Source organism: Micromonospora mirobrigensis (genome assembly GCF_900091555.1).
Lineage (GTDB): Bacteria > Actinomycetota > Actinomycetes > Mycobacteriales > Micromonosporaceae > Micromonospora > Micromonospora mirobrigensis.
Genome location: NZ_FMCX01000002.1, coordinates 765,815 through 781,532, shown reverse-complemented (window position 1 = coordinate 781,532; position 15,718 = coordinate 765,815). Strand labels below are relative to the sequence as shown.

Annotated in this window: 15 protein-coding genes; 9 read left to right on the top strand and 6 right to left on the bottom strand. The window is 72.9% G+C overall.

Translation table 11 applies throughout. The features are described 5' to 3' along the window. The first annotated feature begins 37 nt into the window (after nucleotides 1–37). The 3 genes from GA0070564_RS10755 to GA0070564_RS10745 all read left to right on the top strand — a co-directional run bounded on the left by GA0070564_RS10755 (nucleotide 38) and on the right by GA0070564_RS10745 (nucleotide 2,648). Nucleotides 38–754 carry an HAD family hydrolase gene (locus GA0070564_RS10755; protein WP_091606647.1) on the top strand — a complete coding sequence of 239 codons (717 nt, stop codon included), beginning with the start codon at nucleotides 38–40 and terminating at the stop codon, nucleotides 752–754. 10 nt (nucleotides 755–764) lie between these two features. Then, nucleotides 765–1,553 carry a DUF4184 family protein gene (locus GA0070564_RS10750; protein WP_091606643.1) on the top strand — a complete coding sequence of 263 codons (789 nt, stop codon included), beginning with the start codon at nucleotides 765–767 and terminating at the stop codon, nucleotides 1,551–1,553. A gap of 378 nt (nucleotides 1,554–1,931) precedes the next feature. Beyond that, entirely contained in the window at nucleotides 1,932–2,648 is a 717-nt protein-coding gene (locus GA0070564_RS10745) for an AMIN-like domain-containing (lipo)protein (RefSeq protein ID WP_091606639.1), read from the top strand. Between the two features lie 53 nt (nucleotides 2,649–2,701). On the opposite strand, the gene GA0070564_RS10740 is transcribed toward GA0070564_RS10745, so the two are convergent. The 4 genes from GA0070564_RS10740 to GA0070564_RS10725 form a co-directional block, all read right to left on the bottom strand. Further along, nucleotides 2,702–2,977, bottom strand: coding sequence for a hypothetical protein (locus GA0070564_RS10740; RefSeq protein WP_091606635.1), 276 nt, complete (start codon nucleotides 2,975–2,977; stop codon nucleotides 2,702–2,704). A gap of 48 nt (nucleotides 2,978–3,025) precedes the next feature. Beyond that, entirely contained in the window at nucleotides 3,026–3,457 is a 432-nt protein-coding gene (locus GA0070564_RS10735) for a RusA family crossover junction endodeoxyribonuclease (protein ID WP_091606631.1), read from the bottom strand. Nucleotides 3,458–3,662: 205 nt separating this feature from the next. After that, nucleotides 3,663–4,364: a VOC family protein gene (locus tag GA0070564_RS10730; RefSeq protein WP_091606626.1), complete on the bottom strand. Its 702-nt coding sequence runs from the start codon at nucleotides 4,362–4,364 to the stop codon at nucleotides 3,663–3,665. A gap of 44 nt (nucleotides 4,365–4,408) precedes the next feature. Then, complete coding sequence (locus tag GA0070564_RS10725; RefSeq protein ID WP_091606622.1) at nucleotides 4,409–4,987, bottom strand: DsbA family protein; 579 nt, start codon at nucleotides 4,985–4,987, stop codon at nucleotides 4,409–4,411. A gap of 235 nt (nucleotides 4,988–5,222) precedes the next feature. On the opposite strand from GA0070564_RS10725, the gene GA0070564_RS10720 reads away from it, so the two are divergent. From GA0070564_RS10720 to GA0070564_RS10705, 4 genes are all read left to right on the top strand, one after another. Beyond that, the gene (locus GA0070564_RS10720; protein ID WP_091606619.1) at nucleotides 5,223–6,512 is read left to right on the top strand and encodes an ABC transporter substrate-binding protein; all 1,290 of its coding nucleotides are present in this window, start codon (nucleotides 5,223–5,225) and stop codon (nucleotides 6,510–6,512) included. A gap of 76 nt (nucleotides 6,513–6,588) precedes the next feature. Further along, on the top strand, nucleotides 6,589–7,587 hold the full coding sequence (locus tag GA0070564_RS10715) for a carbohydrate ABC transporter permease (protein ID WP_091606616.1): 999 nt from the start codon (nucleotides 6,589–6,591) through the stop codon (nucleotides 7,585–7,587). 1 nt (nucleotide 7,588) lies between these two features. Further along, nucleotides 7,589–8,425, top strand: coding sequence for a carbohydrate ABC transporter permease (locus GA0070564_RS10710; RefSeq protein ID WP_088972115.1), 837 nt, complete (start codon nucleotides 7,589–7,591; stop codon nucleotides 8,423–8,425). Nucleotides 8,426–8,434: 9 nt separating this feature from the next. Beyond that, nucleotides 8,435–9,640: an ABC transporter ATP-binding protein gene (locus tag GA0070564_RS10705; RefSeq protein WP_091606613.1), complete on the top strand. Its 1,206-nt coding sequence runs from the start codon at nucleotides 8,435–8,437 to the stop codon at nucleotides 9,638–9,640. Between the two features lie 265 nt (nucleotides 9,641–9,905). Here GA0070564_RS10705 and GA0070564_RS10700 read toward each other — a convergent pair whose 3' ends face one another. Continuing rightward, complete coding sequence (locus GA0070564_RS10700; protein ID WP_091606610.1) at nucleotides 9,906–11,006, bottom strand: winged helix DNA-binding domain-containing protein; 1,101 nt, start codon at nucleotides 11,004–11,006, stop codon at nucleotides 9,906–9,908. Between the two features lie 324 nt (nucleotides 11,007–11,330). Between GA0070564_RS10700 and wrbA the strand changes: the two genes are divergently transcribed. Then, nucleotides 11,331–11,951: an NAD(P)H:quinone oxidoreductase gene (gene wrbA, locus GA0070564_RS10695; RefSeq protein ID WP_091606607.1), complete on the top strand. Its 621-nt coding sequence runs from the start codon at nucleotides 11,331–11,333 to the stop codon at nucleotides 11,949–11,951. 72 nt (nucleotides 11,952–12,023) lie between these two features. Here the strand turns inward: wrbA and GA0070564_RS10690 are convergent, their stop codons facing one another. Further along, a complete protein-coding gene (locus GA0070564_RS10690; RefSeq protein ID WP_091606604.1) occupies nucleotides 12,024–13,961 on the bottom strand; it encodes an anthranilate synthase family protein in 1,938 nt (645 codons plus the stop codon). Between the two features lie 273 nt (nucleotides 13,962–14,234). On the opposite strand from GA0070564_RS10690, the gene GA0070564_RS10685 reads away from it, so the two are divergent. Further along, nucleotides 14,235–15,647: an FGGY family carbohydrate kinase gene (locus tag GA0070564_RS10685; protein WP_091606600.1), complete on the top strand. Its 1,413-nt coding sequence runs from the start codon at nucleotides 14,235–14,237 to the stop codon at nucleotides 15,645–15,647. Nucleotides 15,648–15,718 lie beyond the last annotated feature (71 nt).

Here is a 15,718-nt window from a genome sequence, read left to right as displayed (position 1 = left end):
TACGGTTTCCCGGGCACCGGACAGGGGAGGGGACGGCATGGCGCAGCCGCGCGAGGCGAAGGTTCTGGTCTTCGACGCCGACGACACGCTCTGGGAGAACAACGTCGTCTTCGAGCGGGTGATCGACGACTTCCTCGGCTGGATCGACCACCCGACCCTGGACCGGGCCGAGATCCGCGCCATCCTCGACGACATCGAGCGGGCCAACGCGGTGGCGCACGGCTACGGCTCCAAGGTGTTCCTGCGCAGCCTCGGCGAGTGTCTCGAGCGGCTGCGGGAACGCCCCGCCACCGACGCCGAGCGCCGTGGGCTCGACGAGCTCGCCGCCGCGCTGGTCCAACACCGGGTCGAGCTGATGCCGGGAGTCGCCGACACCCTGGACGCCCTCGCCGGCCGGCACGAGCTGCTGCTGCTCACCAAGGGCGAGCGGGAGGAGCAGCAGCGCAAGCTGGACGCCTGCGGGCTGCTGCACCACTTCCGGGCGGCGCACATCGTGGCGGAGAAGGACGTCGACACCTACCGGTGGCTCGCCCGCGAGCACGGCTTCGACCCGGCGACCGCCTGGATGATCGGCAACTCGCCGCGCTCGGACATCCTGCCGGCCCGGGCGGCCGGCCTGAACGCGGTCTTCATCCCCAACGACAACACCTGGGTGCTGGAGCACGACGAACTGGACCCGGACGATCCCGCAGTGGTCCACCTGAAGGAGTTTCGCCAGCTGCGTACGCTCTTCGGGGCGGGCGCGGGCCGGTAACGTCGGGCAGGTGCCGCTGACGTTCCCCTCGCACCTGGCGCCGGTGCTGCCACTGAAGCTGTGGCGACCGCACTGGTTCGACGGGGTCGCCCTGGCCACCGGCGCGGTGGCGCCGGACGTCGGCTACCTCTTCGTCGGCACACCCCTCGAACTGGGGATGCGTACGCACACCCTGGGCGGGGTGCTCTGGTGGTGCCTACCGGTGGCGCTCTGCTACGCCTGGCTCGTCCGGCGCACGATCGCCGGGGTGGCGGTGCACCTGCCCGGGCAGCGGCTGTTCGACTGGCCGCAGTACGCGGCGCTGGGCGGCGTACGGCACCCGTGGCAGGTGACCGTCTGCTCGGCGCTGATCGGCGCGCTCAGCCACGTCGTGCTGGACCGGGTCACCCACACCGAGCGCTGGCCGCGTGCGCTGGGCATCGACTTCCACGCGGCCACCGGGATGCACTGGTGGTCCTTCGCCGACCTGATCGGCTCGGCGGTGGGCGGGGCCGTCGTGCTGGGGCTGGCGTTGTGGGCAGCGCCCCGCCGCCGGGTCTGCGCCGGGCCGCCGCCCTCGGGTCCACCGGCTGCGCCGGTCCGGTTCTGGCGGGCCGCGCTCGCGGTCAGCCTGGTCGGTGGTGCGGTGCTCCCGGCCCTGCCGGCCGCCACCACACCCGCCCCCGCCGGGGTGCGGCTGCTGCACCTGGTGGCACTTGCCCTGGCCGCCGGCGCCTGGGCCGCCGGTACGCTCACCGGGGGCCGCCGAGCGCCGGAACGCCCTCCTCTCCTCGGTAAGGAACAGCGCCGGATCGGCTGACCCCGTTACGGCGACATGCCGGTTTTTGACGTTGGCGTCAATCACATCCGCGGGTCCCCGCCAAAGCTTGTCCGACCTGCGACGACGCGCCTAAATTGGGCCCCGCGTCCAACGACTCTTCGGGGTGAGTTCGCCGGACGCGCCGAAGTCCGGTAGTTGGGCACCGTGGAGCTGAGTGCAAGCGGGCCGGCTCGCCGTGTGGAGCCCGGCGTGGGCGGCGTGCCCCGCCTGCCGCGCTCTCCGTGGCGAATTCCGCTACCACGCCGGACGGCTGGGGGTCAGGACCGGGGAGTTGCGGACCCGGTCCTGACCTGTTTCTACCCCTCGATCCGACGATCGGCCCTGGTCAGGGCCGGTTCGGGGGTGCACGCTGGAGGCATGACGGATCGGCGCGTACCACTGCTGTTGAGCCTGGTCGTGCTGCTCGCGGCGGCCTGCTCGGCCGACCCCGACGGCGCGACGTCTGAGCCCGGCGCCCCGGCGGGGTCCGGGACGAGCGCCACCGCGCCGACGACCGCCGCGACCACCCCCGACAGTGCGCCTTCCGCGCCGGCGCCCGCCACGTCGGCCGGGTCCCGGCCGGCGCCGTCCGCCGCCGACTGGCGGGTCACCTACGGGTGGGCCGTGCCCACCACGCCCGCCCGGGTCGACCACGACGTCCGTCCGCCGGTCACCCCGGATCCGGGCCTGCCGCTGTCCACCCTGACCGGCGTACGCGTCGGCGACCATCCCGCCGAGGGCTACAGCCGGATCAGCTTCGTCTTCCGCGGGCCCACCCCCGGCTACGAGGTGGCGTACGTGCCGGAGGTGACCACCGACGGCAGGGGCACCCCGGTCCGGCTGCCCGGCGCGGCGTTCCTCTCCGTGGCCTTCCGCACCGCCCAGGCCCACGACGCGCACGGCGCCAGCACGGTGACCACCGCGCCGCCGGCCGCGATCGGGTTGCCTACCCTGCGCGGCTGGGCCGACGCCGGCGACTTCGAGGGGCAGGTCAGCTTCGGTCTCGGCCTCACCCGGGCGGTGCCGGTCCGGCTGGCCGAGTCGACCCGGGCCGACGGCGGCCACGTCGTCTCCGTCGACGTGCGTCGCGGCTGAGCACGGCGCGACCCGACCTCGCCCGGGTGGGGCGGGGCCGGGTCAGCGGTGGTTCAGGAGACCTCGCCGCGGACGATCGCCACGGCCACCCGGCAGAACTCGTCCATGTCGGGGTTGAAGCCCGCGGCGATGTCGGGGTGCAGGCCGGAGCGGGTCTCCTCCAGCAGCCGCTGGCAGACCTGCTCGACCGGCTCGCCGGCGTAGCTCGCCCGGACCCGTTCCGTCGCCGCCTGCAGGGCCGAGGTCAGCTGCTCCTCCAGCGGGCCGCGCAGCTTCTGCTGCACAGGATCCAGCCCGCTCGGGTCGAGCGTGACATGTGGCTCCGACATTCGGCGCTCCCTTCGTCGGCGTCCGCGATACCCCGCCGCGGACCTCGATCAAACCCCGGCCGGTGCGGCGGCGACCCGCACCCGATAGGAGAACTCCTCCGCCGGCTCCTCCAGGTACGACAGGCGACGGATCTGCCGGTCGTCGGAGTAGAGCGCGACGTCGACGAGGACGCCAAGGTGGGCCAGGCCGATGTTCGACACCCGCTTCTTGTCCTGGAGCACCGCGCACACCCCGCCCAGCAGGGTGCTGGCGTCGGAGGTGCGGTGCCCCGGCGGGCAGCGCAGGGTCAGGTCGACCTCGACCGGGCCGCCCAACGGGGTCCAGCCGGTGCGCTGGGCCGCCGTACAGGCCGCCTGGAGCAGGGCGCGGACCCTCGTCGCCTGCCGGTGGCCGGCGGCGAAGATGGACAGCGCCTCGGTCTTCACCGGGGGCAGGCCGCTCACCTCGAACGTCAGGGCGAGAGCGCGGGTGTCCTGCACGACGGCACCTCCTCGTAGGACGATCCTGCCCAACCGGTGACGCGGGGGAGGGGACTTCCCGTCAGAACCAACCGATCGGGCGGGCGGGGGTCGGCCGGAGGCGTATCGACTTCGACGGCGACGCGCGCTGCGGAGCAGGTCACAGGCTAGTCGACCGGCAGCGCGCCGGGTAGTCGCCCGGTCACCTGGTGGGACGGGATCCGGGTCAGGCGGCGGGCCTCGGCGGAAACGCGCAGAACTCGTTGCCCTCCGGGTCGGCCAGCACCCACCACCCGACCCGGTCGTCCGGCTCGCGCAGCAGGGTCGCCCCGGCGGTGATCAGCCTGGTCGGCTCCGGGTCGGTGAGGTCGACGTCCCAGTGCACCCGGTTCTTCACCCGCTTGCGCTCCGGCACCTGGTCGAAGACCCAGCGGTCCCAGGGGAGGCCGGCCGCGCCCACCAGCGCGACGTCCCCGTCGTCGGTGGTGGCCACCCGGCCGCCGACCACGCCCGCCCACCAGCCGGCCTGGGCGGTCGGATCGGCGCAGTCGACCACCAGCCCGAAGACGCCGGGCCGGCCACCCGCGCCCGGCCCGAACGCGCAGAACTGGTTGCCGTCCGGGTCGGCCAGCACCCACCAGTCGATCTCCGCATCGGGTTCACGGACCAGCCGGGCGCCCGCGGCCAGCAGCGCGCCCGGGTCGTCCCGGGTCAGCCGCAGATCGAGGTGCACCCGGGTCTTGCCGGTGCGCGGTTCGGACACCGTGTTGACCCAGATCGACTCGGCCCCTGAGCGACCGCGCGGGTCGACCCGGGTGTCGCCGTCGCCGGTGTCGACCAGCCCGCCGTCGAGGATGCCGGCCCAGAAGGCGCCGAGCGCGTGCGCGTCGGTCGCGTCCATGCAGAGGTCCTTGAAGCGCGCGATCACCCGGCCATCATGCCCGCCGGGTCCGACACCGCCCGGCCGGCCGGTCAGCGGCGGCCGCGCTTGATCTCGTGGAAGGTGTCCAGGCGGATCAGCGGCAGCAGCGAGTCCCAGATGACCAGCGCGTCCTCGGTGCCGGGGACCTCGGTGACGATCGGCCCGTGCATGCCCCGCTGGGCGCCGGGGATCATCAGCACCGGCGAGCCGATGTCCGGGCCCGCCGAGGCGTACGACAGGGCGTGGGACTTGCGGACCGCCTCGTCCCAGCGCTCGTCGTCCAGCGCGGCCGTCTCGGACCCCAGGCCGGCCGCCTCGACGGCCTCGGTGACGAGCTTGTCCGACGGCGGGTTGCCGGCGTCGTGGGTGCGGGTGCCCAACTCGGTGTAGAAGCGGCCGGCGTCGTCGTGGCGGCCCTGCGCGCGCAGCGCCTCGACCAGGCGCAGCGCCCGGCCGGAGGCGGCCATCGCCTCGGCGAACTGCGGCGGCACGTTGCCCTCGTTGAGGATGGCCAGGCTGAAGGCCCGCCACTCCACGGCCAGGCCGCGGGCCTCGGCCACGGCGACCAGCCAGCGCGACGTGCGCCAGGTCCACGGGCAGGCGGGATCGAAGAAGAAGGTGGCGTCCATCGGCCGAGCGTACGGCGGGTGGCGGCCGGCCGCAGCGCGGTGATCTGCGCCACAGATCGCCCGTTCAGCCACCTCACGGCCGGCTCAGGTTTCGCGACTTCGCAGGTCGGGCAGTGTTAGCGCACGAAACGCCCGGGGTCGGGCGGGTTCCACCACACCGGTCCCCGGACGTTCCGCCGTGCGCCGGGGCACGGACCGCTTCCCCCCGGCTCTCGCCGAAGGAAGGGGGAGGGCGATGACGACGGACCCCGACGAGTCGCGACACCGGCGCCGGCCACGCGTACGCCTGGCCGCGACGGCCGCCGCATTGACCCTGGTGGCGCCGCTGGCGGCCTGTGGTGCGGGGGAGAGCGGGGGTACGCCCACGCTGAACCTGTACTACCCGCCGGAGCAGAACCTGCAGAAGGTGGTCGACGACTGCAACCAGCAGGCCCAGGGGCGTTACAAGATCGCCTACCGGGTGCTGCCGCGGCAGGCCGACGACCAGCGGGTGCAGATGGTGCGCCGGCTCGCCGCCGAGGACACCGGGATGGACATCCTCGGCCTGGACGTCACCTGGACCCAGGAGTTCGCCAGCGCCGACTGGATCCGCGAGTGGACCGGTCAGGACCAGGCCGACGTGGAGCAGGGCACCCTCGCCGGGCCGCTGGAGACCGCCCGCTACGAGGGCAAACTCTACGCCGCGCCGAAGAACACCAACGTCCAGCTGCTGTGGTACCGCAGCGACCTGGTGCCCGAGCCGCCGAAGACCTGGGACCAGATGATCCAGCAGGCCAAGGAGCTCAAGAGCCAGAACAAGCCGTACCAGGTGCTCACCATGGGCGCCCAGTACGAGGGCCTCGTGGTGCTCTACAACAGCCTCGCCGAGAGCGCCGGCGGCAAGATCCTCAGCGAGGACGGCAAGAAGGCGGTGATGGACGCCGGCACCGTCAAGGCGCTGGAGCAGTTGCAGCGCTTCGCCACGTCGGGCGTGACGTCGCCGTCGTTCAGCAACGCCGTCGAGGACCCGGTCCGGCTGGAGTTCCAGAACGGCGACGGCGCCTTCCAGGTCAACTGGCCCTTCGTCTATCCCGCGTTGCAGGAGGCCAACCCTGAGCTGGCCAAGAAGGTCAAGTGGGCCCGCTTCCCCGGCATCGACGAGAACACTCCCGGCAAGGTCACCATCGGCGGGGTGAACATGGCGGTCAGCTCCTACTCGAAGCACCCGAAGGAGTCCTTCGAGGCCGCCAGGTGCATCCGCGACGAGAAGAACCAGAAGTTCTCCGCGATCAACGACGGCGTGCCGCCGACCATCGAGAAGATCTACGCCGACCCGGAGATGGAGAAGGCGTACCCGATGAAGGAGACCATCCTCGAGGAGCTCAAGGACCCGGCGGTCCGCCCGCTGAACCCGGCCTACCAGAGCATCTCGACCGTCATGTCGGCGTACCTGTCGCCGCCGTCGGGCATCCAGCCGCAGCAGACCGCCGACCAGCTGCGCAAGGCCATCGCCGACGCCCTCGTCTCGAAGGGGGTGCTCCCGTGAGCGAGCGCCGCGAGCGAACCAGCCAGCTCAGCGCCATGGAGGCTCGTGGCGCCGGCGACCGAAGGGAGGCGGCGGCATGAGCATCAACGCCACTCCCGCGGGCGCGGACGTCGCGGCCGACGCCGAGCAGGGCAGCGGCCGGCACGCGGCCGTGCCGGCCCAGCGGTCCAACCGGCGTACGAAGAAGACGCCGCTGAGTGAGAACAAGCGGGCCGAACGAAAGCTTGGCTGGCTGCTCTGCGCGCCGGCCGCGCTGGTGATGGTGCTGGTCACCGCGTACCCGATCATCTACTCGGTCTGGCTCTCCCTGCAACGCTTCGACCTGCGCTTTCCCGACCAGCGCGAGTTCATCGGGCTGGAGAACTACGTCACCGTGCTGAGCAACCAGTTCTGGTGGACGGCGTTCGGGGTGACCATGCTGATCACGGTGGTCACCGTGGCGATCGAGCTGGTGCTCGGCATGGGCCTCGCGCTGATCATGCACCGGACGCTGGTCGGCCGGGGCATCGTGCGGACCGCCGCGCTGATCCCGTACGGCATCGTCACGGTCGTCGCGGCCTTCTCCTGGAAGTACGCCTGGACGCCGGGCACCGGCTACCTGGCGAACCTGCTCGACGGGTCGGCGCCGCTGACCGAGCGGGCCAGCTCGCTGGCGATCATCATGCTGGCGGAGATCTGGAAGACCACGCCGTTCATGGCCCTGCTGCTGATGGCCGGGCTGGCGCTGGTCCCGGAGGACCTGCTCAAGGCGGCCTCCACCGACGGCGCCACCTCCTGGCAGCGGTTCACCAAGGTGATGCTGCCGGTGATGAAGCCGGCGATCCTGGTGGCGCTGCTGTTCCGCACCCTGGACGCGTTCCGGGTCTTCGACAACATCTTCGTGCTGACCGCCGGCAGCAACGAGACCTCGTCGGTGTCGATGCTCGCCTACAACAACCTGATCCGGGGCCTCAACCTCGGCATCGGCTCCACGATGTCGGTGCTGATCTTCATCACCGTGGCGATCATCGCCTTCGTCTTCGTGAAGCTGTTCGGTACCGCTGCCCCGGGCAGCGACGATGGGGAGAGGCGCTGAGATGTCGGTCGAAACCACCACGCGCGCGAAGCTGCGCTGGGGTCTGCTGGACGTCATCGTCGTCGTCTTCGCGCTGATCCCGGTGCTCTGGATCGCCTCGCTGTCCTTCAAGACCCCGGCCACCCTCGCCGACGGGAAGTTCTGGCCCCGGGAATGGACGCTGGACAACTACCGCACGATCTTCGACACCAGCCAGTTCGTCCGGGCGCTGGTCAACTCGATCGGGATCGCGCTCATCGCGACCCTGATCGCGGTGGTCCTCGGCGCGATGGCCGCGTACGCGATCTCCCGGCTGGACTTCCCCGGCAAGAAGCTGCTGGTCGGGGTCTCCCTGCTGATCGCGATGTTCCCGCAGGTGTCGCTGGTGTCGCCACTGTTCGAGATCGAGCGGCAGCTGGGCCTCTTCGACACCTGGCCCGGGCTGATCCTGCCGTACATCACCTTCGCCCTGCCGCTGGCGATCTACACGCTGTCGGCGTTCTTCAAGCAGATCCCGTGGGACCTGGAGAAGGCGGCGAAGATGGACGGCGCCACCCAGGGCCAGGCGTTCCGGCGGGTCATCGCCCCGCTGGCCGCGCCGGGGCTGTTCACCACGGCGATCCTGGTCTTCATCTTCTGCTGGAACGACTTCCTCTTCGCCATCACGCTCACCTCGACCGAGCGGGCCCGTACGGTGCCGGTGGCGTTGTCGTTCTTCACCGGCGAGTCGCAGTTCGAGGACCCCACCGGGGCGATCTGCGCCGCCGCCGTGGTGATCACCATTCCGATCATCCTGTTCGTGCTCTTCTTCCAGCGCCGCATCGTCTCCGGTCTGACCTCCGGCGCCGTCAAGGGATAGGTGACAACAATGGCTGACATCGTGCTGGACAAGGTGAGCAAGCGGTTCCCCGACGGGACCACCGCGGTGCAGGACGTCGACCTGGAGATTGCCGACGGCGAGTTCGTGATCCTGGTCGGCCCGTCCGGCTGCGGGAAGTCGACCACCCTCAACATGATCGCCGGGCTGGAGGACATCAGCTCCGGTGAGCTGCGCATCGGCGGGCAGCGGGTCAACGACAAGGCGCCCCGGGACCGGGACATCGCCATGGTCTTCCAGTCGTACGCGCTCTACCCGAACATGACCGTGCGGGAGAACATGGCCTTCCCGCTGCGGCTGGCGAAGCTGGACAAGGCCGAGATCGACCGGAAGGTCGACGAGGCCGCCAAGGTGCTGGAGCTGACCGCGCTGCTGGACCGCAAGCCGGCGAACCTCTCCGGCGGCCAGCGGCAGCGGGTGGCGATGGGCCGGGCGATCGTGCGCCAGCCCAAGGCGTTCCTGATGGACGAGCCGCTGTCCAACCTGGACGCGAAGCTGCGGGTGCAGATGCGCACCGTCGTGTCGAAGCTGCAGAAGCAGCTCGGCACCACCACCGTCTACGTCACCCACGACCAGACCGAGGCGATGACCCTCGGCGACCGCGTGGTGATCATGCGGGGCGGCGCGGTGCAGCAGGTCGGCCCACCCCAGGAGCTGTACGACCACCCCCGCAACCTCTTCGTGGCCGGGTTCATCGGCTCGCCGTCGATGAACTTCCTGCACGCCGCCGTGCAGGACGGCACGCTGCACACCGCGCTGGGCGACGTGCCGATCGGCGACCGGGTCCGCCGTGAACTGGAGGGCGCGGACGCGCCCCGCGAGCTCATTCTCGGCATCCGCCCCGAGCACTTCGAGGACGCCGAACTGATCGACGACGACACCCGCCGCCGGGGCCTGGAGTTCGACGCGCCGGTCGACATCGTCGAGTCGATGGGCTCGGACAAGTACGTCTACTTCACCGTGGAGGGGGAGCGGGCCAGCGCGGCCGAGCTGGAGGAGTTGGCCGCCGACGCGGGCGCCGACTTCAGCGGCGGTGGGGCCACCCTGGTCACCCGCCTCTCGGCCGAGTCGCCGGTGCGCGAGGGGGAGAACCGGCGGGTCTGGTTCAACCTGGAGAAGATCCACCTGTTCGACCCGTCGAGCGGCCGGAACCTGACCCTGCGCGAGGGTCGCTCCGCCGGCGCCCTGGGCGACTGACCCACCGGCGTCCGGGCCGGCCCGGCCCTCTGCAGGCCATGAACAATTCGAGCGTGATACCTCAGAGGAATACTGATGACTCTGAGGTATCACGCTCGAAGCGCCTGTCGCCTTCGGCGCTGGTCACCCTGCGCGTGTTGCCGGCCGTGCCGCGGCAGCCAGGCTCATCGCCTTGCGGCCAGGGTTCGCCCTGGTCCACGATCCGGTGCCGGCCCACCGGTGAGCCGGGCGGCGCACCGCCGAGCACCGGACGTGCCGCAACCGGTCAGTCCGCCCAGTCGACCCGGGCCGGGAGGCCGAGGAAGCGGGCGTAGCCGGCCAGCGCCGCCTCGACCGCCGCCCGGTCCAGCCCGGACAGGGGCTGGACCGTGATGCTCACCCGGGTCCTGGCGATGGTCCGTGTCCAGGTCCCGGCCACCCGCCCGCCCCGCACCACCGTCGACCGGAACATCCCGTTGTTGCCCGGCACGATCGCCTGCTGGTGCGCCGGGTCGAGCATCAGAGTCCGGTCCTTGAACCCCAGCAGGTACTCGTCGAAGCCGGGCAGCACGCGCACGTCGTCCACCCGGTCGCGGGGCGCTTCCAGCAGCGCCGGGTGCAGCACCGACTCGACCCCGTCCACCCAGGCGGTGGCCAGTTCGTCGCCGGCCACCGCGACGGCCCGGCGCGCGTCGGTGAGGGTCAGCCCGGTCCAGCCCGCGAAGTCCCGCACGGTGGTGGGCCCGTGACCGCGGAAGTAGCGAACGGCGAGGGCCCCCAGCGCCTCGTCGCGCTCCGGCCGGTGCGGGTCGGGCGCCCACTCGTCCAGCAGGGCGAAGGTCTGCTCGGTGCCGACGTGCGGGGCGATGCAGGTGACACCGCGCTGGCTGGCGTACCAGAGCAGGTGGTAGCCGCGCTGCCCGCCGACGTCGAAGCCGGCCGCGGTCAAGGCGGCCAGGCACCGGGCGCGGGTCAGCCGGCCGCCGCCGGCCAGCGCCGTGCCGAGGACGTCGGCGGCCCGGTCCGCGTCGGACTCGGTGAGGCCGAGTGCGGCCCGCCGGGCAGCGGCGCCGGTCAGCGCGCGTACGCCGGTCAGCTCCAGCATCCAGCGGGCGTCGCGGCTCGGCACCAGGTGCACGGTGCCCCGCATCGGCCAGGTGCGCAGCGCCTCCCGGCGCTCCAACGCGGCCTGGACGTCGGTGAGCGTCAGGGCCGGCAGGCGGACGCCCAGCGACCAGAGGCCGCTCGCCATGTCCTGGGCCTGCATGGCGCCGAACCACTCGACCACCCCGGCCACGTCGTCCGGGCGGGCGGCCGGGTGCGGTCGCAGCAGCAGGGCGCGCATCCGCAGGGCCAGCGCCTGCGCGCCGGTCAGCGCCACGGTCATGCCCCGTCTCCCGTCGGTGGTGGACGGTCAGCATAGACAGCCGGTGCGCGCGGATGAGCGCCTCCGGCCAGGTTCAGGGGTTGGGTACGGAAGCGGGGGAGCGGCCCCTGACCGCGCTACGCCGACGCCGTCGGCGGAGCGCGATCCCCCGTTCAGGTGCACGGTCGAGCGGGTGCCCGGTGCGATCAGGATCCCCGGTGCGGCCGGCCGGGAGAGCGGTTGCCGCAGGAACTTGCGCAAATCTTGAGCACGGACCGCAGACGTTTGACGCTGCAACTAACGGGTAGTCGCGGGAGCTGATCCACGACGAGGGAGGGACACGTGATGGACGGCCAGATCAAGGTCGCGGTCATCTACTACAGCGCGACCGGCATCACCTACCAGATGGCACAGGCGGCCGTCGACGCCGCCGGCGAGGCCGGGGCCGAGGTGCGGCTGCGCAAGGTACGGGAGTTGGCCCCGGAGGAGGCCATCCGCTCGAACTCCGGTTGGCAGGCGCACCACCTGGAGACCCAGGACGTCGAGGAGGTCCAGCTGGACGACCTCACCTGGGCCGACGTGGTGATCTTCGGGTCGCCGACCCGGTACGGCATGATCGCCGCCCAGCTGAAGCAGTTCATCGACACCACCGGACCGCTCTGGGCCCAGGGCGCCCTGGCCAACAAGGTCTACTCGGCGTTCTGCTCCACCGCCACCTCCCACGGCGGCCAGGAGTCCACCATCCTGTCGCTGCTCACCGTCTTCTACCACTGGGGCGGCGTGGTGGTGACCCCCGGCTACACCGACCCGAGCCAGTTCACCGCCGGCAACCCGTACGGCGCCTCGCACACCAGCAACAACGGCGAGACCGCGCCGGACAGCGTCGCCCTCGGCGCCACCGCGCTGACCGCCAGGCGGGCCATCCAGATCGGCGCCGCCCTCAAGAAGGGGATGGCCGCCGGCTGACCGCCACCGGATGGTGACCGGTGGCCCGGGCGGGGGCTCTCGACCTGTCCGGACCACCGGTCGCCCTTCGCCCTACCCGCGATGCGGGGAATCATGCGTGGTCGCCATCCGGCTCGGCTGTTCGAGCAGATGGGCGAGAAGCTCGGCCAGGACCGCCGTGCCGTCCCGGCTGAGCACCGACTCCGGATGGAACTGCACCCCGGCGAAACCAGGGCCGCGTACGGCGTGCACCGCCCCGTCCTCGGCGTCCCGGGAGAGTTCCACCGGCCCGTACGGGGTGGCCAGCCGGTCGGCGTCGGCGAGCGCCGTGAACGTCGAGTAGAAGCCCACCCGCCGCGGCGTGCCGAAGACCGGCACCTCCCGCTGCACCCCCTGGTACGGCGCCTCCCGGCGGTGCAGCCGCAAGCCGAGCAGGCCGGCGAGCAGCTGGTGCCCGAGGCAGACCGCCAGCGTCGGGCGCCCCTGGTCGAGCAGCCGGCCCAGCAGCCCCCGCATCGCGGCCTGCTTCGGGTCGGTGTGCCGTCTCGGGTCACCCGGCCCGGGGCCGACCACCACCAGGTCCTCCCCGTCGAGCGGGCCCGGATCCTGCCAGGGGCGCACCCGCACGTCGAGGCCGAGCGCGCGGAACTGGTGGGCGAGCATCCCGGTGAAGGTGTCCTCCCCGTCCACGATCAGCGCCCGCCGGCCGGCCAGGCCGGGCAGCACCGTCGCGCCGGGCGTACGCCGGTCCAGCCAGAACCGGGCCAGCGGGCCGTTGCGGGCGACCAGCGCGGCGCGTACCTCCGGGTCGTCGGCGAGCGGCCGGCGCCCGGCGGCCTCCGCCCCGCCGGTGGCGGTCGGCGCTTCCGGCCCGAGGCCCAGCGCGGCCAGCACCCCGGCGGCCTTGGCGTGGGTCTCGGCCACCTCCCCTTCGGCGGTGGAGTGCCGGACCAGGGTCGCTCCCACCGGCACCCGCAGGTCACCGGCGGGGGAGATCTCCGCGGTGCGGATCAGGATCGGCGCGTCCAGGGTCTGCCGGCCCGCCGCGTCCCGGCCGAGCAGGGCCAGCACCCCGGAGTAGTAGCGCCGGCCGGTCCGCTCGTGGCGGGCGATCACCCGGCAGGCGTTCTCCATCGGGCTGCCGGTCACCGTGGGCGCGAACATGGTGTGCCGCAGCACGTCCCGCACGTCGGCCGAGCCCTGGCCGGCGAGCAGGTACTCGGTGTGGGCCAGGTGCGCCATCTCCTTGAGGTACGGCCCGATCACCTGTCCGCCGTGCTCGGCGACGGTGGCCATCATCTTCAGCTCCTCGTCGAGCACCATGTACAGCTCCTCGACCTCCTTCGGGTCGCGCAGGAACCGCAGCAGCGCCGCCCGGTCCGGGGCGGCCCCGGCGTGCCGGAAGGTGCCGCTGATCGGGTTCATCAGCACCGTCCCGTCGGCGACGCTGACGTGCCGCTCCGGGCTGGCCCCGACCAGGATCCGGGTGCCGGTGAAGACCAGGAAGGTCCAGTACGCCCCTCGTTCGCCGACGAGCAGCCGGCGCAGCGCCGCCAGCCCCGCCCGCAGCGGGGAGCCCTGCACGGTGGCCCGCAGCGTGCGGTGGATGACGAAGTTGGCGCCCTCGCCCCGGCCGATCTCCTCGGCCAGCACCCGGTCGACGGTGCGGGCGTACTCCGTGTCGTCGATGTCGAAGCCGCCGCCGGTGGTGACCACCGGGGCGTCGGGCAGCGCCGCGAGCGCCTCCGCCAGGCCGAGCGTGCGGTGCCCGTCGACGCGCAGGCACTCCAGGGGTACGCCGTCGTCGACGTGGGTGAACCCGCGCTCGCCGATCTGCCGGTACGGCACCAGGGCCAGGGTGTGCGGGCCGGGGCCGTCGGACGGCAGCGGGATGTCGGCGAGCCGGTCGACGGTGACCACCGGGCCGGTGAACAGGTCCAACCGGTCGGCGTCGGCGCGGCGGACCAGCGCGAACGGACCGGGGTCGCGGCCGTCGGCGACGGCGGCGAGCGGGTCGTGCGGGCGGGGCATGGGTGCTCCTCTCGGGGGCGGTGCCGCCCGAGGAGGCGGGCCCGGTGCCGGAGGAAGATCGGCGGCCGCCTCGACGGGCGGCCGCGGGAAGAAAGCTACGCGCGGGAGTGGGCCGCCGGGTCGGCGGGCCACCAGCAGGACAGGTGCGCGGGCATGCGTCGACCCTACCGCCCGGCGGCCCCTCGTGGTGCCCCGACCGGGTGTGCGGCACGCCGCCGGCCTGCCCGCGGATCTTGGCGTGACCGGCCGTCCCGGCGGGTACGGTGACCCGCGATGAACATTCTGGCTCTGGACCTCGGCACGTCGTCGGTACGCGGGCTGGTGCTGGACGCGCGGGCCAATCCGCTGCCCGGCGCGCTGGCCCGCCGCAAGGTACGCCTCGACGCCGGCGACGACGGGTCCGGCACCCTGGACGGTCCCGGCTACCTCGCCTGCCTGGTCGAGTGCCTGGACGAGCTGACCGCCGGCGGGCACCTCGCCGGGGTGGAACTGGTCGCCGCGTCCGCGCAGTGGCACTCGGTGGTGCCGCTGGACGGCCGGGGTGAGCCTCTCGGACCGGTGCTCACCTGGCTCGACACCCGGCCCCAGCCACCCGCCGACGTGGCCGCACCGGCCGACCCGCAGGCGCTGCACCAGCGCACCGGCGCCTGGTGGCACCGGTCCTACTGGAACGTCCGGCTGCCCTGGCTGCGACAGCGGATCGACGTGCCGGTGGCCCGCTTCGCCGGGCTGGCCGAGTACGTCCTCGGCGCGCTGCTCGACGACGCCCCGATGTCGGTCTCCCAGGCCTCCGGCACCGGGCTGCTCGACCTGCGGCAGCTGACCTGGGACGCCGAGTCGTGCGCGCTGGCCGGCGTCGGCGACGGTGAGCTGCCCGAGCTGGCCCCGCTGGACTGGCGCGGCCGGCTCCGCGCCGCGCACGCCCGACGCTGGCCGGACCTGGCCCGCGCCCGCTGGCACGCCCCGCTCGGGGACGGCGCCGCCTCCAACGTGGGACAGGGCTGTGTGGATCCGACCCGGGCTGCGGTCACCGTCGGCACCTCCGCCGCGGTCCGGCTGATCCAGCGGGTCCCCGCCGGTGCGGTGCTGCCGCCCCTGCCCGCCGAGCTCTGGCGGTACCGGGTCGACCACGACCACGTGGTGACCGGGGCCGCGTACTCCTGCGGGGGGAACCTGTTCGCCTGGGCCGCCCGGGAGCTGCGGCTGCCGGCCGGGGAGGCGCTGCACGCCGCGCTGGCCGAGCTGCCGCCGGCCGGCGGCGTGCCGGCGAACCCGCGGTTCGGCGGCGACCGGCCCCCCGGCCTGGCGCCGGCCGGCTCCGGGCAGCTCCAGGGGCTCAGCTTCGGCACCACCTCGGTGGAGATCCTGGCCGGGCTGATGACCGGGCTGTGCCGGATGGTCGCCGACGACCTCGCGGTGCTGGAGTCCACCGCCGGACAGCCGGTCGAGGTGGTGCTGGGTGGTGGGGCGATGACCGCCTCCCGCTGGTGGCGGCGGTCCTTCGCCGCCTCCCTGGCGCCCCGGCCGGTGCGCCACCAGCCCAACCCGGAGATCGGCGCCACCGGTGCCGCCCTGGTGGCCCTGGGCCGGATCGGCGAGGCCGGTGAGCTGGCCACCATCGGCCGGACGGAGGAACCGTCCCACGCAGCCCCGGTTACCGGTGACCGACGACCGGATCCATCCTGAGCGTTTCCTCAGGCCAGGGCGTTGACACCGGAGACGGGCCTGGTTGGATGGAGCCCGCTGCCGACGTGGCG